The 23,139-nt window shown below is 56.9% G+C and carries 19 protein-coding genes, 1 tRNA gene, 1 other RNA gene and 1 pseudogene; 15 read left to right on the top strand and 7 right to left on the bottom strand.

Translation table 11 applies throughout. The features are described from left to right. Positions 1–55: 55 nt before the first annotated feature. Positions 56–583 carry an NUDIX hydrolase gene (locus Q4E11_RS07865; protein WP_303164980.1) on the top strand — a complete coding sequence of 176 codons (528 nt, stop codon included), beginning with the start codon at positions 56–58 and terminating at the stop codon, positions 581–583. Further along, positions 567–2,387 carry an ABC-F family ATP-binding cassette domain-containing protein gene (locus tag Q4E11_RS07860; RefSeq protein ID WP_303164978.1) on the top strand — a complete coding sequence of 607 codons (1,821 nt, stop codon included), beginning with the start codon at positions 567–569 and terminating at the stop codon, positions 2,385–2,387. The genes Q4E11_RS07865 and Q4E11_RS07860 overlap by 17 nt, the downstream gene beginning before the upstream one ends. A 12-nt stretch (positions 2,388–2,399) precedes the next feature. On the opposite strand, the gene Q4E11_RS07855 is transcribed toward Q4E11_RS07860, so the two are convergent. From Q4E11_RS07855 to Q4E11_RS07845, 3 genes are all read right to left on the bottom strand, one after another. Continuing rightward, on the bottom strand, positions 2,400–3,341 hold the full coding sequence (locus Q4E11_RS07855; protein WP_303164976.1) for a cation diffusion facilitator family transporter: 942 nt from the start codon (positions 3,339–3,341) through the stop codon (positions 2,400–2,402). A 21-nt stretch (positions 3,342–3,362) separates the two neighbouring features. Next, a complete protein-coding gene (locus tag Q4E11_RS07850) occupies positions 3,363–4,127 on the bottom strand; it encodes a S9 family peptidase (RefSeq protein ID WP_303164975.1) in 765 nt (254 codons plus the stop codon). A gap of 108 nt (positions 4,128–4,235) precedes the next feature. Then, complete coding sequence (locus tag Q4E11_RS07845) at positions 4,236–5,876, bottom strand: AbgT family transporter (RefSeq protein WP_303164973.1); 1,641 nt, start codon at positions 5,874–5,876, stop codon at positions 4,236–4,238. Between the two features lie 163 nt (positions 5,877–6,039). Here Q4E11_RS07845 and smpB point away from each other — a divergent pair, with 163 nt between their 5' ends. The 3 genes from smpB to Q4E11_RS07830 all read left to right on the top strand — a co-directional run bounded on the left by smpB (position 6,040) and on the right by Q4E11_RS07830 (position 9,155). Next, a complete protein-coding gene (gene smpB, locus Q4E11_RS07840; protein ID WP_303164971.1) occupies positions 6,040–6,543 on the top strand; it encodes an SsrA-binding protein SmpB in 504 nt (167 codons plus the stop codon). A 100-nt stretch (positions 6,544–6,643) separates the two neighbouring features. Beyond that, positions 6,644–7,029: a transfer-messenger RNA gene (gene ssrA, locus Q4E11_RS07835) on the top strand. Positions 7,030–7,295: 266 nt separating this feature from the next. Next, positions 7,296–9,155: a heavy metal translocating P-type ATPase gene (locus tag Q4E11_RS07830; RefSeq protein WP_303164969.1), complete on the top strand. Its 1,860-nt coding sequence runs from the start codon at positions 7,296–7,298 to the stop codon at positions 9,153–9,155. An 88-nt stretch (positions 9,156–9,243) separates the two neighbouring features. Here the strand turns inward: Q4E11_RS07830 and Q4E11_RS07825 are convergent, their stop codons facing one another. Both Q4E11_RS07825 and Q4E11_RS07820 read right to left on the bottom strand, forming a co-directional pair. Then, positions 9,244–10,083 carry an SGNH/GDSL hydrolase family protein gene (locus Q4E11_RS07825; protein ID WP_303164967.1) on the bottom strand — a complete coding sequence of 280 codons (840 nt, stop codon included), beginning with the start codon at positions 10,081–10,083 and terminating at the stop codon, positions 9,244–9,246. Positions 10,084–10,245: 162 nt separating this feature from the next. Continuing rightward, a complete protein-coding gene (locus Q4E11_RS07820; RefSeq protein ID WP_303164965.1) occupies positions 10,246–10,827 on the bottom strand; it encodes a PPA1309 family protein in 582 nt (193 codons plus the stop codon). Positions 10,828–10,978: 151 nt separating this feature from the next. On the opposite strand from Q4E11_RS07820, the gene Q4E11_RS07815 reads away from it, so the two are divergent. Together Q4E11_RS07815 and Q4E11_RS07810 are read left to right on the top strand one after the other, a co-directional pair. Continuing rightward, the gene (locus Q4E11_RS07815; RefSeq protein ID WP_303164964.1) at positions 10,979–13,972 is read left to right on the top strand and encodes a UPF0182 family protein; all 2,994 of its coding nucleotides are present in this window, start codon (positions 10,979–10,981) and stop codon (positions 13,970–13,972) included. Positions 13,973–14,131: 159 nt separating this feature from the next. Then, positions 14,132–14,205 (top strand) — tRNA-Met (locus Q4E11_RS07810). A gap of 365 nt (positions 14,206–14,570) precedes the next feature. Here the strand turns inward: Q4E11_RS07810 and Q4E11_RS07805 are convergent. Continuing rightward, positions 14,571–15,920, bottom strand: a complete 1,350-nt coding sequence (locus Q4E11_RS07805; RefSeq protein WP_303164963.1) for a sodium/glutamate symporter — start codon at positions 15,918–15,920, stop codon at positions 14,571–14,573. Positions 15,921–16,486: 566 nt separating this feature from the next. On the opposite strand from Q4E11_RS07805, the gene Q4E11_RS07800 reads away from it, so the two are divergent. The 8 genes and pseudogenes from Q4E11_RS07800 (at position 16,487) to Q4E11_RS07765 (ending at position 22,808) form a co-directional block, all read left to right on the top strand. Further along, positions 16,487–17,371: a cutinase family protein gene (locus Q4E11_RS07800; RefSeq protein WP_303164961.1), complete on the top strand. Its 885-nt coding sequence runs from the start codon at positions 16,487–16,489 to the stop codon at positions 17,369–17,371. Positions 17,372–17,678: 307 nt separating this feature from the next. Further along, positions 17,679–17,981 (top strand): urease subunit gamma, encoded by a 303-nt coding sequence (locus Q4E11_RS07795; RefSeq protein ID WP_303164960.1) that lies wholly within the window; start codon positions 17,679–17,681, stop codon positions 17,979–17,981. A 24-nt stretch (positions 17,982–18,005) separates the two neighbouring features. Further along, positions 18,006–18,314, top strand: coding sequence for an urease subunit beta (locus Q4E11_RS07790; RefSeq protein WP_303164958.1), 309 nt, complete (start codon positions 18,006–18,008; stop codon positions 18,312–18,314). A gap of 50 nt (positions 18,315–18,364) precedes the next feature. Beyond that, positions 18,365–20,077: pseudogene (gene ureC, locus Q4E11_RS07785) on the top strand (urease subunit alpha). An 18-nt stretch (positions 20,078–20,095) separates the two neighbouring features. Next, complete coding sequence (locus Q4E11_RS07780) at positions 20,096–20,566, top strand: urease accessory protein UreE (protein ID WP_303164957.1); 471 nt, start codon at positions 20,096–20,098, stop codon at positions 20,564–20,566. Further along, positions 20,547–21,266, top strand: coding sequence for an urease accessory protein UreF (locus Q4E11_RS07775; protein WP_303164956.1), 720 nt, complete (start codon positions 20,547–20,549; stop codon positions 21,264–21,266). Before Q4E11_RS07780 ends, Q4E11_RS07775 begins: the two co-directional genes overlap by 20 nt. 34 nt (positions 21,267–21,300) lie before the next feature. Beyond that, positions 21,301–21,918: an urease accessory protein UreG gene (ureG, locus tag Q4E11_RS07770; RefSeq protein WP_303164955.1), complete on the top strand. Its 618-nt coding sequence runs from the start codon at positions 21,301–21,303 to the stop codon at positions 21,916–21,918. 8 nt (positions 21,919–21,926) lie between these two features. After that, the gene (locus Q4E11_RS07765) at positions 21,927–22,808 is read left to right on the top strand and encodes an urease accessory protein UreD (RefSeq protein ID WP_303164954.1); all 882 of its coding nucleotides are present in this window, start codon (positions 21,927–21,929) and stop codon (positions 22,806–22,808) included. A 3-nt stretch (positions 22,809–22,811) separates the two neighbouring features. Here the strand turns inward: Q4E11_RS07765 and Q4E11_RS07760 are convergent, their stop codons facing one another. Continuing rightward, a complete protein-coding gene (locus Q4E11_RS07760; RefSeq protein ID WP_303164953.1) occupies positions 22,812–23,120 on the bottom strand; it encodes a helix-turn-helix transcriptional regulator in 309 nt (102 codons plus the stop codon). Between the last annotated feature and the right edge of the window lie 19 nt (positions 23,121–23,139).

Here is a 23,139-nt window from a genome sequence, read left to right as displayed (position 1 = left end):
CGTGTGGATTCCGTCGAGTGCCACATTCACTAGCTGCAAGAAAGTAGGCAGGGCAATGCTTAGCGAGGGCCGAAATCCAACCGGCGAAACCGAAAGTGGGCATGGCCGACTAGAACCACGTGGGCTCGCCGCCACGAAGTACTGGCCTGACGACGATGGCTGGGTGTGCAACTGCATCGTTTTTCGTGGGAACCGATTGTTGCTCCTATTGCGTGAGCACGAAGGTTTCCTCGGCGGACAGTGGGACCTGCCAGGCGGCAAGCTCGATGCCGGCGAGCAACCGGCGGAATCTGCCGCACGCGAACTGTCTGAAGAGGCTGGTTTGAAGGCAGCTGAGCTCAGCGAATTCGCGCACTATTCCAATCCCGATATGGGCGGGGAAAACTACAGATTTCACACGGTCACATTCCTCGTGCGGGAGGCCGATAACAGCCTTCCTGTGCGGCTCAGCGCGGAACACCCGGATTTCAAATGGGTGACTCGTGCACAGTTCGACGAGCTACCGGTGGCCTGGTATATCCGGCGTGTGCTTGGGCGCGTCGATTGGGGCACAATAGTTACTCATCATGGCGAATCTGATTAATTGCGAGAATATTTCCAAGTCCTTTGGGCTGAAGACTCTGCTTGAAGACGTAAGTCTCGGCGTTCAAGAGGGCGACCGAATTGGAGTCGTCGGCTTAAACGGCGGTGGCAAGTCCACACTGCTGAAGATTCTGGCCGGTGTAGAGCCAGCCGATTCTGGCCGCATTTCCCGCGCCAATGATATGGCAATGGCCCATGTCACCCAGGGCGCTGAGCTCGATCCGAATGCCACGGTCTTCGAATGTGTCATCGCACCCCTTGGCGTTGCCGAACACGAGTGGGCTGGCGATGCCTCCATTCGCGAGGTGCTCGATGGCATCGGCATCAACGAGCTGGGCATGGACACCAAAGTCGCCAATCTCTCCGGGGGTGAGCGCCGCCGTGTAAACCTCGCGGCTGCGTTGGTCCGCGACTTGGATCTGCTGATTCTCGATGAGCCGACCAACCACCTCGACATTGAGGGTGTGCAGTGGTTGGCCGATCATGTTCTTTCCCGCCGCACCGCATTGGTCGTCGTCACGCACGATCGTTGGTTCTTGGATACGGTGGCGACGAAGACGTGGGAAGTCCACGACGGCACTGTCGATTTCTACGATGGCGGCTACAACGACTGGACGTTTGCGCGTGCTGAGCGTGCTCGCCAGGCCGATGCCGCCGAGCAGCGTCGCCGCAATCTCGCGCGCAAGGAGCTGGCGTGGCTACGCCGTGGCGCACCGGCGCGTACATCCAAGCCGCGCTACCGCATTGAAGCAGCTGAGGCGCTCATTGCCGACGTGCCGGCACCGCGTGATTCGGTGGAGCTGATGGCGTTTTCGCAGCGTCGCCAGGGCAAGGTGGTCGTGGAGCTGGAGAACGCATCCCTGGAAACGCCCGACGGCAGGCAGCTGCTTAACGACGTCACGTGGCGCCTGGCCCCAGGCGAGCGCATCGGCCTGGTGGGTGTGAACGGTTCTGGTAAGACCACGTTGCTGCGTGCCTTGGCCGGTGAATATCCGCTAAGCGCTGGCAAGCGCATTGAGGGCAAGACGGTTCGCCTGGGGTGGCTGCGTCAGGAACTCGATGACCTGCCGCTGGATATGCGTGTACTCGACGCGGTGGAGGATGTTGCCACTTACATTGACCTGGGCAAGAAGCAAATTACCGCGTCGCAGTTGGCCGAGCGACTCGGCTTTTCGCCGAAGCGTCAGCGCACGCCGATTGCGGATCTCTCCGGTGGTGAGCGTCGCCGACTGCAGCTTACTCGTGTGCTGATGAGCGAGCCGAATTTCCTGTTGCTGGACGAGCCGACGAATGACCTGGACATCGATACTCTGCAGGAGTTGGAAGACCTGCTGGATAATTGGCCGGGCACGTTGGTGGTGATTTCGCACGACCGCTACCTGATTGAGCGTATTGCAGACTCGACATGGGCACTCTTTGGCGATGGTGAGCTGACAAATCTTCCTGGCGGTATCAATCAGTACCTGGAAAAGCGCGCGCAGCTGGCGGCTCGGGAGTCCGCGGGCGCAGGTTCAGGGGCGAGGGCGACCACGGCCGCCGCTGAGGCCGAGGCCAAGGACAGTGGCCTGTCGGCGGCTGAGCAGCATGCCCTGCGCAAGCAGATGAATGCGCTGGAGCGCAAGATGACCAAGCTGTCAGACAGGGAAGCCAAGCTCAATGCGGAAATGGCGAAAATCAGCGCAGACGTGGACAATCTGGACACTGAGCGGCTAGCCGAACTCGACCGCGAGGTCACCTGCCTGCGCGAAGAGCGCGACGAGCTGGAGATGGAGTGGCTCGAGCTGGGGGAGCAAGCCGAGGGCTAGCGACTGCGGGATTTAGGAGTGAGCCGGGTACTCGTGGTCAGCGTGCCCGGTCCGCTCAATTTGCACAGTTGCGTGTTCAATCCCGTGGACGTCGTGAAGCAGTGCCTGCGCGCGGTCGAGGATAATGTGCTCGTCGCCGTTGGGGAGCGTGTCACAGCGGACCAAGTGCACAGAGGCGAGCAGGTCGTTGCCGTTGAGCGTCCAGACGTGCAGATCATGGACTTCGACAACGCCGTTGATGGCGCTGAGATCTTTTTCAATCTGCTCCGGGTCGATGCCCTTCGGCGTGTATTCGAGGAAGATGCGAAGACAGTCGCGGACCAGCATCGCAGCACGAGGCACGATGAAGAAGGCAATGACAATGGACACGATGGAGTCAATTGCCGTCCAGCCGGTCAGCGAAATTGCGATTGCGGAGACAATCACCGCGACTGAACCGGCAGCGTCAACCAACACGTGCAAGTAGGCGCCGCGGACGTTGACGCTCTCTTTCGCAGCGCCAGCGAGCAACACCGCGGCAACAACATTGGTGACCAGGCCAATAACCGCGATGACCAGCATGGAGGTGGTTTGAATTTCCGCCTGCTCAGGAGTGCCGAAGCGGCGGAGTGCGCCCCAGAGAATGAAGGCCGCGATAATAAAAACGGTCAGGCCGTTGATGAGGGCGGTAAGAACTTCCACACGGCGGTAGCCATAGGTGGCACGGGCATCGGAGCCACGCCGAGCAATGGCGAGGCCTGCGACGGCCATCACGAGGCCGGCGGAGTCGGTGACCATATGACCGGCATCGGCCAGCAGCGCCAGCGAGCCAGAGATCAGACCACCGATGAGCTCAGCGAGGAAGACAACAAGGGTCAGTCCCGCGACAGCCAGAAGGCGGCGTGCGGGAGTGTTCTTGGGATCCGGGTGAGCGTGGTCGTGACCGTGATTGTGTGAAAGTTCGTTAGAGTCCACAAAATCGATGATAACGAAGCGCTATTCAGCCGGAAGGTACGCGTCGGCCCAGGCGTAGATGAGGTCTGCGGCGCGGGCAGCGGACTTGGCGCGGGTGAGCAGGTGGTCGGCGCGGTCCAAGCTCATCAGCGACTTCGGATAGCGGGAGACCTGGAAAATCTTCTGCGCGCTGTCGATGCCGACGGTCTGGTCGGTCGGGGAGTGCAGGATCAGCAGCGGCTTACGCAGCTGGCTCAAGTAGTCCTCCGGGTTGTAGTCCGCCAGAACTTCCAGGAACTCACGCGAGATAGGAATGCCACGGCCTTCAATCTGAAGCACCTGAGTGCCGTGTTCATCGACCGTCGAAATGTCGCCGGCGATACGGACAATCGAGTGCGCTGGGTCAAACGGAGCACCAATTGTCGCCACAGCTTTCACCTTGGGCATATCGCGACCGGCATTGAGGGCCGCCGCACCGCCGAGGGAGTGCCCAATGAGCAGCGATGGTGCTTCAAATTCCGCGTCCATGAACTCGTAGGCGGCCTTGAGGTCGTCAATGTTGGTCTGAAACGTTGTCTCTCCGAAGTCGCCAGTGGACTGCCCCAGGCCTGTGAAGTCGAAGCGGAATGCCGCAATGCCCTTTTTCGCCAGCGCCTTACAGGTTCGCGACGCGCCGGGCACCATGCGATTGCAGGTAAAGCAGTGTCCGAAAAGCGCCCATGCGCGGGGCTTTCCTTCGGGCAGGTCAATCGATGCTGCCAGCGTTTCGCCGGTCGATCCAGTAAATTTCAGGTGCTTGGTTGGCATTGCTTCTATCCGCGCCTCAATCTGTGTATATCTCTTCGCTTTACGACGCCCAGGGTGGTGGGCAGCCGAAAGCAATATTAAGCCCTAACGTGGCTTTTATGTTGTGAATTAACGCACTGGAACGCCTGGTCCCAGCGGAATGCCCGCGAGGTACCACACGACGAAGAAGAGGAACCAGCCCACCAGCATGCACAGCGAGTACGGGATGGCCAGTGACATCAGCGTGCCGACACCGGCCGGCTTGTAGTACTTCTGCAAGAAGGTCAGAGCCAGGGCGAAGTAGGGCGACATCGGTGTGATGATGTTTGTCGGGGAGTCACCGATTCGGAACAGCTGCTGAGAGACCTCAGGCGAGACATTGACGTACATCAGCATCGGCACCACAACTGGCGCCATCAGTGCCCACTGCGCGGAGCCGGAGGTAATCAGTAGGTTTAGCACACCGACCATCAGGACGAAGGCGGCAAAGAGCAGCAGCGGTGGCAGGTCTGCCTTGGTGAGGAATTCCGCGCCCTTAATAGCGGTCCACTGACCGATCTTGGACCACTTGAAGTAGGCCGTGAACTGCGAGACGGCGAAGAAGAGCACCATCATTGTGGTCAGTGTGCCCAGGCCACGTTCCATGAATGCCGGCACATCTGCAGAGGACTTAATGGTCTTGGCTCCGATGCCGTACGCAATACCGACTACCGCGAAGAAGAGGGCGATAGACACCACGACGTCGGTAAGCAGAACGGAGTTGAGAATGCCGTCGCCCTCGCCGCGCAGCGGAGAACCGGGGACGAACAGGGCGGCGAACCACAGCGCCAGGAAGATGACAGCAGCAATATTGCCGAAGCGCAGACCGCGGCGCTCAGCATCGTTGAGCTTGAGCTTGTCGCGGCCGTTGCCGTTGCTGGAAGCGGTGGAGTCGTTCTGCTCCTTCTCCTGTTCCTTGGCATCCTCTTCAGATGCGCCTGGCTTCGTGAACTCTGCCGCATCGTGATCCACGTGGTCTTCGTGGATAGTGCGGTCGACGTGCTTGGTGATAAACAGCTCGGTCACAGCCGTAATAATCAGCGCCAGCACGATGGAGGAGGCCATGGTGAAGAAGTAGTTGGCCAGCGGGGAGACCACGTATTCCGGATCCACAAACTGCGCTGCATGCGTGGAGATACCCGCCAGCAGCACGTCGGTGATGTTCAGCACCAGCGAGGAGTTAAAGCCGGCCGAGGAAGCGGCGAAAGCCACCATGGCACCGACGATTGGGTTGCGGTCAACCGCAGAAAAAGCCGCCGCGCCCAGCGGAATCAAAATGACGTAGACAGCGTCCGAGGCAATCGAACCGGTCACGCCGGCCAGCGCCACAATAAAGGTCAGCATGACCGGGGAGTGGACCTTGGAGATGGAAGCGCGAATCGCAGATCCGATGTATCCGGAGTACTCCGCGATTGCGACACCGAGCATGCACACCAGAATCAAGCCGACAGGTGCGAATTCAGTGAAGTTCGTAACCGCCTCGGAGACCATCTTTTGCAGGTACTCAGCGGTGGCGAGGTTTTCCACCTTGATGACATCACCTGAGGCGGGATCCTTGGCTTGCATCCCCGTCGCCGCACCAATCCACGACGACACGATGACAACGCCGGCGAGGATCACGAACAGCCAAAAAGGATTGGGCAGTGCGTTGCCGATGCGTTCTAGCGATGCCAGGACTCCCTTAGGCTTCGGTGGCGCTTTATCGGGTTCCAAGGTTTTTTGCTGTGACATATCTTTAAATCCCTCTGTTCGTTAAATCCCTCTGTGTTAGACGTTGGTAAAAGGTTAGGGGAAAGTAAGGTGCGTCACAACGTAAATGCTCAAGCGGTCACTTATAAGGCGAAGATAAGGGAAATGGCTGCGCTGGATCTTTTCGGCTAGAGTTAGGCAGGTTATGGGCAAGAAGAAGTCGAAGAAAGAAAAGGTCAGCGCCAACAACGCGGTGGTGGCCACCAATCGTCGTGCCCGCCATGACTACAACATCTTGGACACCTATGAATGTGGTGTCGTTCTCGTGGGCACCGAAGTCAAGGCGCTGCGCGAGGGCAAGGTTTCGCTTAACGACGCCTACGCGACTATCGACGACGGTGAAGTGTGGCTCCGCGGGCTGCATATCCCGGAGTACTCCTATGGCTCGTGGATGAACCATTCGCCACGTCGCTCACGCAAGTTACTGCTGCACCGCCGAGAGATTGACACTCTCTGGGGCAAAGTCCGCGATGGCAATAACACCCTTGTGCCACTGAAGCTGTACTTCACCGATGGCCGCCTGAAGGTTGAACTCGCGCTTGCTCGCGGTAAGCAGGACTATGACAAGCGTCAGGATATTAAGCGCCGCACGGAAGAGCGTGAGGCCACTGCTGCACTCGGTCGCCGAATCAAGGGGATTAAGGGATAGCGCTAGTCACTGTCGGTTTATTGACTTTGACCGTCGTAAAGCGTTATTCTTATACATCCTTTGAGCGTTATGCACTATCCCGCGCTCAACAGGTCTGTATGGGGCTGACATGGTTTCGACACCGTACAGTGAGCCAGGGGAAGCGTGCCGGTGCAGGCTAGAGACCACCGATTTTAAGCGTCGTAGCAAATTGATAAGCGCCGAGAATACTCAGCGCGACTACGCTCTCGCTGCCTAATTAGCGACTAGCGTGTCTGTCAGACCGAACTTGCCCTTTGGTTCGGACCCTGGCATCGACTGAAAAGGGCTCGCCCGGTGAGTGTGCCGTAAGGCTCACAGGGGATCTTCTTACTTGCGGCTGGGCCCGTCATTCGGACATGTTTGCCTGAGCCGAAGGGCCGAGTAGAGGCGATTGTGCGAACTGCGCACGGAGAAGCCCTGGCGAGTTGGCGGTGGACCCGGGTTCAATTCCCGGCAGCTCCACAAAGTGAAATTCCCCCGGTCATTGCGACCGGGGGTTTTCTTGTATCTACAGGATTTCAAGAAATGTGTATTTACACGTGCTTAGAAATGTGGCACGAATTTGGCATGACCTTGGTATCAAATTTGTAGAAATTTGTTGTTGATTTCGTGGCAAATTTCCCGAGTTTATTTGGTAAATGTTGGCTAATGAGGTCTATTAAGGCTCATTGAACTCATTGCGGGCTACGCATTGAACTCCAAAAAAGCCCGTGCGCTGCTATTATAGGGGTATGAGTAAGGGAAGCAGTATTTTAAAGGAATACCGCCTATTGATTGCCGTGGCAATCGAACTCATTGTTGTGCTCACCTTGTACTTCACCGGTTTGGAGACTGCTGCACAAATTGTTGCAACAGTTTTTGTTGGGTTTGTAATTATTCTGACAACCGTCGATATGGTGAAGCAGGTAATGCGTCGGGAGTTCGGGCTGGATATTCTCGCCGTTATCGCAATGATTGCAACCCTGGCGGTGGGAGAGTATATCGCTGGTTCGATTATTGCCCTCATGCTCACCGGTGGCGAAGCGCTGGAAAATTACGCCGCGTACCGCGCAAAGCGGGATCTACGCAGTCTGCTCGATCGCGCTCCGCAAACGGCACGTCGTTTGCCATCGCTGGATGCGTCCCCGGATGATGTCGATGAGATTCTTATTGATGAAGTCGCTAAGGGCGACTATTTGCTAGTTCGCCCGTCCGAGGTCATTCCCGTCGATGGTGTGACTTTTGACAAGGCATCTGTGGATGAATCCTCGCTGACCGGTGAAGCTGGATCTGTTCACAAGGACGTCGGGGACACGATCCTGTCCGGCTCTGTCAATGGCTCGCGCGCTATTCGGCTTCAGGCCAGTAAGTCGGCGGCCGATTCGCAGTACCAAAAGATTATTGGCCTGGTTCGGCAGGCTGAAGACCAGCAAGCGCCGATTGTGCGTGTAGCCGACCGCTACGCCGTGCCATTTACGGTAGTTTCGCTGGTTATCGCTGGCCTGGCCTGGGCTATCAGTGGCAATCCTGTGCGTTTTGCTGAGGTTCTTGTGCTGGCCACCCCATGCCCGCTGTTGATTGGCGCGCCTGTGGCGTTTCTCGGCGGTATGAGTCGTGCGTCCAATTCCGGTGTCATTGTCAAGGGTGGTGCGGTGCTGGAGAGCTTGGCTGCCGCTAAGTCCATTGCCTTCGATAAAACCGGTACGTTGACCTACGGACATCCAACCGTTGCGCGCATTGACACCTTTGGCATTGAGCGGGACAGGATGCTGGCCTACGCAGCAGCCGCTGAGCAATTTTCTACGCACGTCTTGGCCGCGAGCATCATTCAAGCCGCTGATGGCTTGGAACTACCCGAAGCTGAAGATGGCAAGGAAAAGGATGCCGAAGGCGTTGAGGCGACTGTCGGTGGCGTGCCGGTTCGCGTCGGCACACTGGACTTTATCCAGCAGGTAGCGCCTGAAGCTAATGAAGCCGAGTTCCGTCATGGCCAGACTGCTGCGTACGTGACTATTGACAATAAGTACGTCGGTGCGTTGATTCTCGACGATCAACCACGGGAAAATGCAGCTGAGCTGGTCAGTGCGCTACAGCATCACGGCTTCGAGCGCACGGTTGTGCTCACCGGTGACAATCCGAATACTGCGCACGCAATTGCTGGGCAGGTCGGTATCGGTGAATTCCACGCTGCTCTTTTGCCGCAGGACAAGGTGCGACTGCTCAAGGAAATGGAGCCGCACCCCGTCATCATGGTGGGTGACGGCATTAACGATGCTCCGGTGCTGGCCGCAGCTGGCGTCGGTATTGCGATGGGTGCGCGAGGTGACACGGAAGCCTCTGAGGCTGCCGATGTTGTCATTACCCGTGATGATATTTCCCGTGTGGCGCGAGCAGTTGATATCGGTCGTTGGACTCTGACTGTGGCCAAGACTTCGATCTGGATCGGCATTGTGCTCTCGGTCGCGCTGATGATGATTGCAGCCTTCGGCTATATTCCAGCCGTTGTCGGCGCACTCCTGCAGGAGGTCATTGACCTGGCGACTATTCTCTACGCTCTGCGTGCGTTGAAGGGACCTGAGCGCATTAAGGTCAGCGCAGACGACAATGCATAACTAGCTTTTTACCAACCAGGTGAGACAACGAAAAATCCCCCGGCCGCGTTTTCACACAGCGCAGCCGGGGGAATTTTTTAAAGAGACCTTAGAAAGTCGACTTGTAGACGTTGGCGATAGTAGTGCCAGTGACTGCAGAGCCGTGGAAGGTTGGGTGGTTGGTCATGTTGTAGGAAGCAACATCGGTGTCCAGAATTGCGGAAACCTGACGCTCACCGTCCGGGCCACACATTGCAACGTCGATGTGTGCAACATCCTTCATGTTGACGAAGCCGACGCCGGCATCAGCAGCAGCGCGTGCCTGACGGTTCTGCAGAGCCATCTCGAACTGGTGCATGTTCGCAGCCGGGATGTGCGGTGCGAAACCAGCAGCGTTAATCGGGCAAGCGTAGTGCGTCGGGTCATTAGAGGTGAAGGCTGGGTAGCCAATCAGCATAATGCGAGCAGTCGGGTTGGCAGCCTTGACCTTTTCCAGCGCAGCGACAACGTTGGTGTTGTACAGCTGGTCCTGAACCGGGAACGGCAGCAGGGCACCCTGCATAGCGTCGTTAGCGCCGATGTAGATGGTCACCAGGCGGGTGTCCGGGCCGAGGGAGCCCTGAGCGATGGCGTTGTCAATCTGACCCATCAGGGACTTCTGCGGCTGGTTCGGAATGAAAGCGGTGGTGCCGTTGCAGGAGTAGTCATGCAGCTCGAGGCCAGTCTCGCGAGCGACGTGAGAGCCGATGTTCGAAACAGAAATCGGGCAGCCGCCGCGGCCCGGAACAGCTGGGTCAGACTTACCAGGGTTAGCTGCGAAGGAGTCGCCGAAGGCAACGTAGTTGCCGGTCGGAAGAGCGTTGGCGACACCACCGGTGAGAAGGGAAGCAGCCAGAGCGGAAGCTGCGGCTGCCGACGCTGCTGCACGGCGAACAACGTTGTTCTTCATAATCAAAAACCTCTTATTAGAAACCCGATAGAAGGAAAGCGCTCACGTAGTCCCCGGAGAAATCTGAGTGGATGCTGAGTGACGCGCTTTATCACTCTGTTATACAACTAGGTTCTGGGCTGTATGTCAACCGGAATTTGCTTGATTTAGAAAGCTTTAACCCTATTCACCAGCGCCGAACGTGGAATACAGCGCGGCGATGACACCATCAGCTACCCCTGAACCATCTTTTAGCTCAATATCATCTTCCGCAAAGGGCCCACGCTCATCGAGTTCCGCCTCAGTTGGACGCGGTTGAATCAGCGTCAGGTTCGGGCCGTCACTAATGACGCCGCTGAACAGCCGTGCCTGACGAGCCCCATCACCATTGGCTCGAGCGCGTACCTCATCCAACGTCGCGCCCTCAAAGTTCTCCGCTTGATCCGGCGCAATCACCATAATTTCCTGCGCGAGTACAGCACCGACTACGCCTGCAGGCCAGGAAGTCCGCGCAATGAAGTCAGCGAGCTCGGGGCTGCCGCCTTCAATTCCCTCGGGGAGAGGTTCCTGCGCAACAACGGTCAGCGGAGCGCTGTCGATCAACTCGTCGGCAAGCACGTCGGTAAGCGCGGCGGTGGGGACTAGGGCGAAGAGGCTTGGAGCGCGGTCCCACCCCTCGGCATGCACGTATTCAACGGCCTCGCGCACTGCGCGGTTGAGCGCCTGCTGGCTTAAGTACGTCTGCTCATTGCTGTTTTTGCTCATCGTGCTTTACGACGTCCCTTTCCTGGCAAAGCTGTAAAAACGGCTTCCTTAGTCAATTGTTAAGAACTTTATTTAGAGTAGATGACAGACAAGCGTACGAACGACTTACTAAGTATCTAGTAAGCCAAGCTCAATTTGGACAGGAGAGACGTTGTCTCTAAACCAAACTCAGTCGAGAAGATCGGCGGGTGGCCGCCCGGGGAAGCTGGCGATCGCAGTCATTGTGATTGCTGTGCTGACCTTCATTGTTCCCATCGCGGTCAATCTCTATACGGACTTTCAGTGGTTCGGTGAGGTTGGCTACCGCGGTGTCTTCGGCACCACGTGGGTGACCCGTATTGTCCTGTTTGTCCTCGTCGGTTTAATTACCGGTGCGGTGACATTCTTATCTATATGGTTGGCGTGGCGGAGCCGCCCCGTTGATCTGGGGCTGACAGATCCGCGCAGCCCGCAGGCAGTTTATCGCCGCATGGCCGAATCCGGCTCGAAGTCGATGTTTATCACCTTGCCCATCGTATTCGGTGTGCTCGGTGGCCTTGTGGGGCAGGGCAATTGGCAGACGGTGCAGCTATTCCTGCATCGTCAGTCCTTTGGTGAGACCGATCCGCAGTACGGCAAGGATCTGGGCTTCTATGCCTTCCAGTTGCCACTGTGGTCTTCGATTGTCTCTTCGCTGGTCATCATGGTGGTCGTCGCGTTCCTGCTGTCGCTGGTGACGCATTATTTCCTCGGCGGTATTCGCGCTGGTAATCCGACCACAGGGGAGAAGACTCGCGTCTCCGACGCCGCACGTGCGCAGTTGGCCTCTTGGGCCGGTGTATTCATGCTGCTCAAGGCTGTGTCTTACTGGCTGGACCGCTACGAGCTGCTGAATAACAAGCAGAAGACCTTCACCGGTGGTTCCTACACTGACATCAATGCGCTGCTGCCGGCCAAGATTGTGCTGCTGGTCATCGCTCTGGTTGTCGCTGCAGCGTTCTTCGCGGCTATCTTCCTACGCAACCTGTCCATTCCGGCATTCGCCACTGTGTTGATGCTGGTCTCCGCTGGCTTGATTGGTGTCGCCTGGCCGCTGGCAGTGGAGCAGTTCTCGGTCAACCCGAACCGTGCGTCCAAGGAACGCGAGTACATCGCGCGCAATATTGAATCGACGCGCTACCACTACGGGCTTACCGACGACAAGGTGAAAATCGAGCGTAACTGGGGTGTGCCCGCCGAAAAGGAAGGCGATAAGAAGGCTGCGAAGGAAGGCGCAGACTCGATTTCCCGCGATGCCGCAACGCTGGCTAACATCCGCATCCTGGATCCGGAAGTGCTGCCGCGTACCTTCACGCAGCAGCGTCAGCTGAAGAACTTCTACGGCTTCTCCGATCCGCTGGCCATTGACCGCTACCAGATCGATGGCGAGTCCCGTGACTTCATCGTTGCTGCTCGTGAGCTGAACCCGCAGACCCTGCAGGGTAACCAGACCGACTGGATTAACCGCCACACGGTCTACACCCACGGCAATGGCTTCGTTGCTGCACCGGCCAACAAGGTCGATGAAGTTGCCTCCGAGTCCGGTTCCGCCCGCGGTGGCTACCCGCTCTACACGGTGGCCGACCTGTTCGAGTCCGAGGACCCGAACGGTATGAACCTGAACCTGAAGCAGCCACGTATTTACTACGGTCCAGTCATTGCCAACAGTGACGCTGACTATGCCATCGTCGGCGGCAACGGTGACGGCAAGGACTACGAGTACGATGCTGACGGTCGCAACTTCACCTACGACGGCGAAGGCGGTGTTGGCGTTGGCGGGCTTATTAGCCGCCTGATTTTCGCCACCCGCTACCAGGAGCTGAACATCCTGCTGTCCGACCGCATTGGTCCGGACTCCAAGATTATTTACAACCGTGACCCGCGCGACCGTGTTCAGAAGGTCGCTCCGTGGCTGACCACTGATACTAAGACCTACCCGGCTGTGGTCGATGGTCGTATGAAGTGGATTGTCGACGGCTACACCACGCTGGCCAAGATGCCATACTCCGAGCGCATGAGCCTGCAGCAGACCACGCAGGACTCCGTGAACCCGGACGGCACGCCGCGTCCGCTGCCAAATAGCGAGGTCAGCTACATCCGTAACTCGGTCAAGGCCACCGTCGATGCCTACGACGGCACCGTTGACCTCTACGAGTTCGATGAGAAGGATCCCGTGCTGAAGGCCTGGGAGGGCGTCTTCCCGGGTGTGGTGAAGCCGAAGTCTGAGATCACCAAGGAGCTGCAGGAGCACCTGCGCTACCCGCAGGATCTGTTCAAGGTTCAGCGTGAGCTGATGGCCAAGTACCATGTCAGCGATCCGGGCGTGTTCTTCGCCAATGACTCCTTCTGGTCCGTGCCGTCTGACCCGACTGCACCGGAAGAACAGAAGCTCTCCCAGCCGCCGTACTACGTTGTCGCCTCCGACCCGAAGACCGGTAAGCCCAGCTTCCAGCTGATTTCCGCCTTCCGCGGTCTGGAGCGCGAGTTCCTGGCGGCACAGATGAGTGCATCCTCCGATCCGGAGACCTACGGCCAGATCACCATCCGCGCCCTGCCGACCAATACCCAGACCATGGGTCCGCGTCAGGCGCAGGACACCATGATGTCCGCTGATGAAGTCGCTCAGGACCGCACCCTGCTCGAGGGCACGAACGTGGTCACCAACGGTAACCTGCTGACACTGCCGGTCGGCGACGGCGAGATTCTCTACGTCGAGCCGGTCTACACCCAGCGCAAGGGGCAGGAAACCGCATTCCCGAAGCTGCTGCGCATTCTTGTCGCTTACCGTGGTCAGGTTGGCTACGGCGCTACCGTGACCGAGGCGTTGAGCCAGGTCGGCATTGATGCCTCTGCCGTGACTAAGGTCCGTGGCGAGGAAGAAGCCGAAGACAAGCCCGCCGACAATGAAAACGCTGATGCGGCATCCGGCGCAGATTCTGAGGGCGAGGACTCGAAGGAAGAGCGCAAGGTCGATGTCGCCGCGCGTGACGACGCCGCTCGCCGTATTTCCGACGCGTTGGAAAAGCTTAACGACGCCCAGAAGAACGGTGACTACGCAGCACAGGGCCAGGCACTTGCCGAGCTCGATCGTGCCGCCGCTGATTACCAGAAGGCCAATGGCCAGTAATTAGCCACAAATCATAGGTTCAGATAGTCCCCAGATTGTAGCGAAAACCGCTATGACCTGGGGATTGGCCTTTTTTGGGACGACCGTGCTACAGTTACTTCTCGTTGGTCAGAGAGACTGACACCCGCTGTGAGTGCTCGTAAGAGCCAGGACAGTTGACGCGGGGTGGAGCAGCTCGGTAGCTCGCTGGGCTCATAACCCAGAGGTCGTTGGTTCGAATCCAGCCCCCGCCACTAAGTCGGAACCCTCGGTTCGCGAAAGCGAACCGGGGGTTTCTTGCGTTTGGGCAACGCGACGGGGGGAAGATGAGTGGCGGGCCGGGCTTGTTGTATTCCCTCGGCACTTATTGCCAGGTTTTCAGGAATTATCGATGATTTTCCCGCACTTATGCGCAAGGTAATGCCCTTGGCCCTCTGACGTATCGATGCGTAATTCACCTGTGGACACGCTGCAGCGCATCGATAGGCGAATAGTGTGCCACAAGTCGCTGAGCCTCTTTAGCCAGATTAGGGGAAGGGGCATGCTTTAACCCGAGGAGGGCCGGACAGCGGAGTCTCGCTGCCACCGTAACCTTCCCAGCTATTGGACGCAGTCATTCTTATTCAACTTTTTGTGCAGCTCTGGCCCTCGATTTCTTAAGCCAGACCATCGGCGGAATCAATAGCACCAGACCACCAATGAGTGCTACGCCGCCGAAGAGCCACACCATGCCCGCGATGATTGCAATCGGAGCCAGGATGGCCGCGGCAATTTCGAAGGGTGCGAAGCCCACGTAGGCCATGGCAAATTCCTCGAGAGTGCCGGAGCGCATGTCCGGATCCACAATCTTCAGTACAGCGATACCTGTTGCCACGGAGGCGGTTGCCCAGCCCCAGGTGAACACTGAGCGCTCGAACCAGCCATGGTCGAAGGTGCGCGGGCCGATGTAGAAGAAGAGGAAGAGGCAGAACGCCAGACCGATGAGGAACAGGATAATCAGCGGCACGATGTAGGTCGCAACAACAGCCGGGATGATCGAGGCAATACCCACTGCCACCAAGAAGTCCGTCGATGCGCCGGAGACCGAGCCCATTAGCTTATTGTCAATGTAGTGCGGAGCTTTGAGCAGGTGCAGCATGCCGACCACGGCCAGGCCGACCAGAAAGGCCATTGCGAACAGTGGGAAGCTCAAGCCAGGGAAGGTGTTGTTAATCCAGTCGGTCAGGATGTTGCCCAGAAACAGCACGACGGTCAGCACGGCGATATGTAGCGCAATCGGCTCAATCGACGACGGGCTCGTCGTTGCGCGCCCCACGCTGGGGCCGTGGCCCGGCAAAGAGATAATGCCCTTTCGCATGTCCTCCGGCAGCTTGTCGAAGTGAGGTAGCTCGTTGGTGTAGCCCTTCTTCGATCCCCAGCGGGCGAAGATTACACCACCGATAATCGCGGAGAACATACCCACAGCGGCGGCAGTGAAGCCGAGAGTCGTGGCCTCGGTCATGCCGGCAGAGTCCAAAGCGCCACCAACAGCGGCTGCGACACCGAAGCCACCTACGAAGCCGACGGGGAGCATAATGCCGAACCAGTCCGGTGTACCAAAGAGAGGCGCAAAAAGAAGGACACCCAACAGTGCGAAAAAGCCCCACTGCGCGAGGTACATACCCACGGAGTAGGACCACATTGTGCGAGCTCCCTGACGGACCTTCGCATTGAAGTTCATTGTGAAGGGAAGGGCACCGAAGACCACGGCGATGAGAATCGTGGCGTAGTCACTGAAGTGCTCACTAAATTGAATAACCCCCAGACCGTTGGGGCCGAGCAGGAGACCGAGCAGGCCAGCGGTGATGGGGGCGGGGATGAGGAGTTTTTGGAACCAGGGGATAAACCGGCGCATCAGGTTGCCGACAATTAGCAGCGCCGAGATCCAGCCGATGTCCATGACGATGTCGTAGGGTGTGAAGCCATCCACGTGAGGTATTTACCTTTCTCGTTGGCGGGGTTTCACCAATTAGCAATTATGCGAATCGCATTTGTGGATTCCTAGAAAAATTGGATTAAAACCGTAGAAATACTTCCCAAGTGTACGTGAGTTACCGGGGATATTTTTCGGTTTCAGTCACTTTGGAGTGCGTAGCTGGCAGTTTGGCGCGACGTGGAGAGCGTGGGAACCGGTGTGACGCCAGTTACTTTTGGTGCAATTGTGCACCTCTGTTGTCGGGCAAGTTGTGCAGTTAAAAACAGCGCATTGCGCCTGGTTGAAATAGTCAAACATATTCGGAACCGAATTGAATGTAGCAATTAGGGGTGGCCAAACGGCTACCCCTATGAACCACATGGCCACTATCGGCAATTTAACAAACGTTAATACGGTTTATACAAAGGAACTGCAGAACTCACTGCAAGTTGGTTGCTTATTACGCCATTACGTCAATAGTGAGTTTTTATGGTGTTCATACGCATCTGCATAGCAATTGTCAACGCGGCAATTGATTTTTTAATTCCGGCAACTGAGTTTCTAAAGGAGAAAGCGTCACAATGTCCCGTCGGCTGGCTCGTATCATCGGCAGTGCTCTTCTGGTCGCCAGCGCTACCATCCCGGCTACTGCTGCTACGAGTGACGCTGTGCCACTTCCGGCCACACCGGGGTTGTGCAAACCAAATATTGTTGTCTCAGCGCCGGGCACTTCACAGTCGCGTCCGTATATTTCCGATCGCATTCCGCAAGGTGCCACCGCTGCCCCTGTGCGCTCTACCTTGGTCGCACAACATCCGCTAACTGTTGACGGCCGCACGGTGGCGTATAACACCATGTGGACAACTGGTTTATGGTCGTATGAGCAGACTCGCGATAAGGGCATTGCCCAGGCCAAACGGATTATTTCCGACCGCGCTGCCGCATGTCCGAATGCTACATTCCATTTTTACGGTTATAGCGAAGGCGCAGATATCATGGGGCACATTACCCAGGATATCGCAGCAGGTCGCGGCCCAATTCCAGCAAGTCGATTCGGCTCAGCAGCACTGATGGCAAACCCATCGCGCTCGGATGCCGCACCTCAAGCTGGTACTGCCGATCGATTCACGAAACCGCTGATGTCGACACGTCTGAATTACGGTGAGCTAACCGACCGTGTTCTGGAAATCTGCAACAAGGGTGATTCGGTTTGCGACACTGAGACGATGCTGCCGCACCTCGGTGATGGTGGCCGTGATATCGGCGCGCAAACCGCACTGCTTCGTGGCCAACTGCCGGCCGACTTTGCACAGAAGGTTACTGATATAGCTACCGACGATGATGTTGCCGCACTTGTCGCTGAGGTTCCTGCTGGAGCTGTCGGCGCTGGTGTCCATGTCATCAGCTACTACATGCCCGGAAATGGCGTGACTAATGCTATCCGCCATATCGAATCGCATCTATAAGCGTTTATCTGGTGCGTTACCAATGCCCGCGACTTCCATGGTCGCGGGCATTTTTTCATGCCCCAATCGCAGATGACCTTTTTGTCGGTGCGGATTGTGAGGCATTCGTGGGACGTTGAGGGTAAAACCTCCCACTTCACGAACTGCGATCAACTGGTGCCAGCGCATCTGCCTGATTACTCTCGGTCTGGTTCGGTCTGTCAATGCGAACACAGATGAGCTAGATGAAAGTGTGGAGTAATACTGACGTTGACCGGAAAGTAACCGCCTGCTTACAGGTAACTGCCATCAGATTAAGGAAATCAACGTGAAGCTGACCCAACGCGAACAGGAAAAACTGCTGATTGTCGTTGCCGCCGATGTCGCTCGTCGCCGCAGGGAACGTGGCCTCAAACTGAACTACCCCGAATCAGTCGCACTGATTACCGACTACCTGCTGGAAGGCGCGCGAGACGGTAAAACGGTGGCTGAACTCATGTCAGAGGGAGTCGAAGTTCTCACCCGCGACGATGTTATGGAAGGTGTTCCGGAGATGGTCACCGATGTCCAGGTGGAAGCTACCTTCCCAGACGGCACCAAACTTGTCACGGTCCACAACCCAATTCGATAAGAATGAACAAGGAGCAGTGACACCATGATTCCAGGTGAATACTTCATTTCGGAAGGCACAGTCACCATCAACGAAGGCCGTGAATCCACGACTATCGAGGTCACCAACAAAGGCGATCGACCAGTCCAGGTCGGCTCCCATTTCCATTTCGCAGAAGCAAATAGTGCGCTCGAATTTGACCGGGAAGCCGCACTTGGAAAGCGTCTCGATATTCCATCGGGCACCGCGGTGCGCCTTGAGCCCGGTGATAGTCGTACCGTCGAACTCGTCGATTTTGCTGGTAAGCGCCAAGTCTACGGCTTTAACAGCCAAGTAAATGGACCACTCGACTAACAAACCCGCATCAACTGCCAAAAAATCAGTACGGCAAGAAAGGCACAGCAATGGCATTTGAGATGGATAGGCGCCAATATGCCGAACTATACGGCCCAACAACCGGTGACGGAGTACGACTGGCAGATACCAGCCTCATTGCTCGAGTAGAAAAGAGCCTTCTCAACTACGGTGACGAGGTAAATTTTGGCGGCGGCAAAGTTATCCGTGACGGTATGGGGCAAAACTCACGAGTCACTGGAGAGCACCATATTCCGGATTTGGTCATTACCGGACCTCTAATCATTGATTACACAGGTATTTACGTTGCCGACATCGCAATCAAAGATGGAAAAATCCTAAAGATTGGTCGCGCGGGTAATCCAGATATTCAAGATGGAATCGATATTGTCATCGGCGTTGGCACCGAGGTGATTGCCGGTGAAGGAAAGATTGTGACCGCTGGTGCCGTCGATACGCACGTGCACTTCATTTCCCCTGATCAAGTTCCTACCGCCTTGGATAACGGCACGACCACGCTCATTGGCGGGGGCGTCGGTCCAGCTGACTCAACCAACGCCACGACGGTAAGCGCGGGGGCCGCGAATATTCAGCGCATGATTGAGGCCACCACAGACTTTCCAATTAATGTTGGCTTTCTAGGCAAGGGGCATGCGTCGGCGGCCAATCCGCTGCGTGACCAGATTAAAGCCGGGGCTATTGGTCTGAAAATCCACGAGGACTGGGGCGCGACTGCAAACTCCATCGACCAGGCGCTGGCTGTCGCCGATGAGATGGATATTCAGGTTGCCATCCACACGGATACTTTGAACGAGGCGGGCTTCCTGGAAAACACCGTCAAGGCTATTGATGGCCGAGTAATTCACACTTTCCACACAGAGGGTGCTGGTGGCGGGCACGCACCGGATATCATCACGATGGCCGGTATGCCGAGTGTCCTGCCGGCCTCGACGAACCCGACTCTTCCGTTCACTAAGAACACTCTTGAAGAGCACCTCGACATGATTATGGTGTGCCACCACTTGAATCCGGACTTGCCGGAGGACGTCGCGTTCGCTGATTCGCGTATCCGCAAGGAGACAATCGCGGCTGAGGATGTCTTGCACGATTTGGGGATTATCTCGATTACGTCCTCGGATTCACAGGCCATGGGACGTGTCGGCGAGGTGGTTTTGCGCACGTGGCAGGTTGCCGATCGCATGAAGATGCAGCGTGGACCGCTGACAGGCGACACAGAGGATAATGACAACAACCGCATCAAGCGTTACATCGCTAAGTACACGATTAACCCGGCCATCGCCGCAGGTATCTCGCACGCGGTGGGCTCCGTTGAAGAAGGCAAAATTGCTGACCTAGTGCTGTGGGAGCCGAGCCACTTCGGTGTCAAACCGTACAGCGTCCTGTAATCCGGTTTCATTGTCCGCTCCGAGATGGGGGACTCCAACGGCTCGATTCCAACTCCGCAGCCGCGCACTATGCGCTATGCCTACGCAGCCCACGGCGAGGCCGTGCACCACACGAGCGTCACATTTCTGCCCACGGCTGCAATCGAAGTCGGCGTGCCAGAGAAGATTAAGACGCATCGCAAGTTCGTCGAGGCCAAGAATATGCGCAATATCTCCAAGGCGGATATGAAGCACAATTCCGCCACTCCAAAGATTGAAGTTGATCCGGAAACCTATGTGCTAACCGTCGATGGCGAGAAAATTACCTCAGAGCCAGCAGAAACGCTGTCGATGGCGCAGCGCTACTTCCTATTTTAAAAAACGAAAGACAATACGATGATTGTGACTGAAATCGTCGGCAACGTTTCTGAACTCAGCGCCGACGACGCGCGCGAGCGCGACTTTGTGATCTTGGACAATGAGGCTCGGTTAAAGCGCATTCAGCGCGTCACCACCGAGGCCGGGCGCGAGGTGGGGCTGCGCCTGGACACCGACGTGCGCGAAATCGTCGACGGCGATATTCTCGGCGAGGACGACGGCACGCTGATTGTCGCAAAAATCTCGCCTGACGACGTTCTGGTAATCCAACCGCGCACAATCACGGAGGCATTAGAAGTGGCCCACGCGCTGGGCAACCGCCATCTGCAAGCCCAATTCTTCGACGGCTCCGGTCCGGTTGAAGGCGAAGCGATGGTCGTTCGATATGACCACACGGTCGAGCACTTCCTGGAGCACATGGCAGTGCCATACCATCGAGGTGAGTACGTAATGCCAAAGGCTTTCCGCCATGCAGAGCACACCCACTAGTGCTCGAGCGCGGCTGGTCATTTGGCACCTGACGGATTCAGCATTGCCGACAGGGGGTTTTGCGCACTCCGCCGGTATGGAAACCTATGTTCAGCGCGGCGATATCGATGACCCAGAAACCTTCGCACACTGGTTAAAAGGCTATCTCTACCAGGCAAGCTTCAACGATGCGCTGGCAGCTCGGTTTGCAGTCCAGTTGCAGGAAGCGGGGTTACAGGAAGCAGAGGCCGTCGTAAAGCTAGCGGAGCTCGACGCCCTGTGCCACGCGACGCAGACGCCTAAACAGGTGCGCGCCGCGATGCAGTCGATGGGAAAACGCATGGCCAAGGTCGCCAGCATTGTGCAGCCGAATGACGCGCTCGTTGCGGAGTACGCCCGTGGCCTGGCCGCGCGGGAGTACAAGGGCAACCCCGGGATTGCGGCGGGGCTGGTGCTGGCAGCGGTGGGAGTCGATCAGCACATGGCCGTGGAGAGTTACTTGATGCAGCTTTCAACCTCGATGGTGCAAAACGCGATTCGTGCGATTCCACTTGGGCAAGATGCAGGTCAGCGCATTTTGGTGAACTCCTATGAGCATATTGCGCGCTGTGCGGACTTGACCATGGAGCACACAATTCAGGACTTGGGAGTGGCGGCACCCAATCTGGAAATCGCGCAGATGGAGCATGAATTGCTGTATTCACGGATGTTTATGTCCTAGTAACCGACTAATTAATAGAAAGGAATAACGAGTTATGGCGATTATCACGATTGGTGTAGGCGGCCCCGTTGGCTCGGGCAAGACCGCATTGGTTGAGCGAATTACCCGCGCGCTCGACGGCGAGATATCGATGGCCGCAGTGACAAATGACATCTACACCACCGAAGACGCTCGCATTCTCGCTCGTGACGGCATCCTGCCAGAAGATCGCATTATCGGTGTGGAAACTGGTGGCTGCCCGCATACCGCCATCCGTGAGGACACCTCGATGAATGAGGCTGCGATTGAGGAGCTGGTCAACCGACACCCAGACCTGGAGCTCGTATTTGTTGAGTCCGGCGGTGACAATCTCTCGGCAACGTTCTCCCCGGAGCTGGTGGACTTTTCCATTTACATCATCGATGTGGCGCAGGGGGAGAAGATTCCTCGCAAGGCAGGACAGGGCATGATTAAGTCCGACCTGTTCATTATCAACAAGACGGATCTTGCACCGCACGTGGGTGCCGACCTGAAGGTCATGGAGGATGATTCCAAGGTCTTCCGTGGTGATAAGCCATTCGTGCTGACCAACCTGAAGACCGATGAGGGCCTCGACGAGGTTCTTAACTGGATTCGCCACGATGTCCTCATGCAGGATCTGGCGGAGAAGTAGGAACAAGTATGTGGGGGAAGTCCAAAAACGCATTTACCCATGACCCACCCAACGAGGAAGACATGGGCATCCTGCAGATGCGCATTGGGCTCAGCGGAGGCAAATCGATTGCGAAGAGTCAGTACCATGCGCGGGCTTTTAAAATCATTCGTCCGCACTATCTCGACGACTCTGGTCAGGTGTATTACACCATTGCCAACCCGGGCGGTGGCTACGTCGGCGGTGACTCTTACCGCATTGACGTGGAGCTAGAGCCGGATACATCGGTGCTGCTGACAGATCAGTCGGCGGCGAAAGTCTACAAGACTCCGGACAACTACGTGGTGCAGAATGTGGAGTTCACGCTGGCTAAAAACTCCGTGCTGGAGTACATCCCGAACCAGCTGATCCTTTACCGCGATGCTGACTTTCGCCAGGAAATCACGGTAAACATGGATCCGAAAGCATCCCTGTTCTTGTCGGATATTGTCACACCTGGCTGGTCACCCGACGGCGGCCACTTCCTGTACAAGCAGGCGCACTTGCGCACTGAAGTACGCATGAATGGTGACATTGCGCTGATTGACAACGTGCGCATTGAGCCGACCGGTGAACTATTCAGCCAGCTGCGCGATTCGTTCGTCGGCACGCATACGCACTTTGCCACGGTGATTTGTGTTGACCCGCGGATCACAAGTGAACTCATTGAGAAGGTGCGCGAGGCGATTAATAGCAACTTGGAAGGCCGTGGTCAGGTGCGCGCAGCGGTGACTGAGGCAGACGTGCCCAGTTTCGTGGTCAGGTCAGTGGCGGACTGGACCGAGGATTTGATGAGAATCAATCTCGCAGTCGCCAATGTTATCCGTGGTGAACTGCGCGGACAGCCACCGGTTCACTTGCGTCAGTATTAATTGTCACTGGTTCTCGTGGGTGCGCTCATCAGCGTGCGGCGCACCCATCCAGTGTAAAAGCTCGTGAATCTCCTCGCTCTCAATGCCGTAATAAATATGGCGACCATCGCGCAGCGAGGTAATAGTGCCGTTATTCTCCATGGCGCGTAGCGCAGCAGAGGCGGTGGCGACGCGAAGACCAGCGACTTCCGCAAGTTCGCTGACAGTCAATTTATGCTGCCCAGCAAAGTGGATTTGATACAGAAGCGATAGGCGCGTCGGGTCACCCAGAATCTTGAACGTCGCCGCCATGCGACGGATACTTTTCCTCATCCCAGCACCTATTTCATCG

The sequence above is a fragment of the Corynebacterium sp. genome, from assembly GCF_030532195.1.
GTDB lineage: Bacteria > Actinomycetota > Actinomycetes > Mycobacteriales > Mycobacteriaceae > Corynebacterium.
This window is presented reverse-complemented; position numbering and strand designations above follow the sequence as displayed.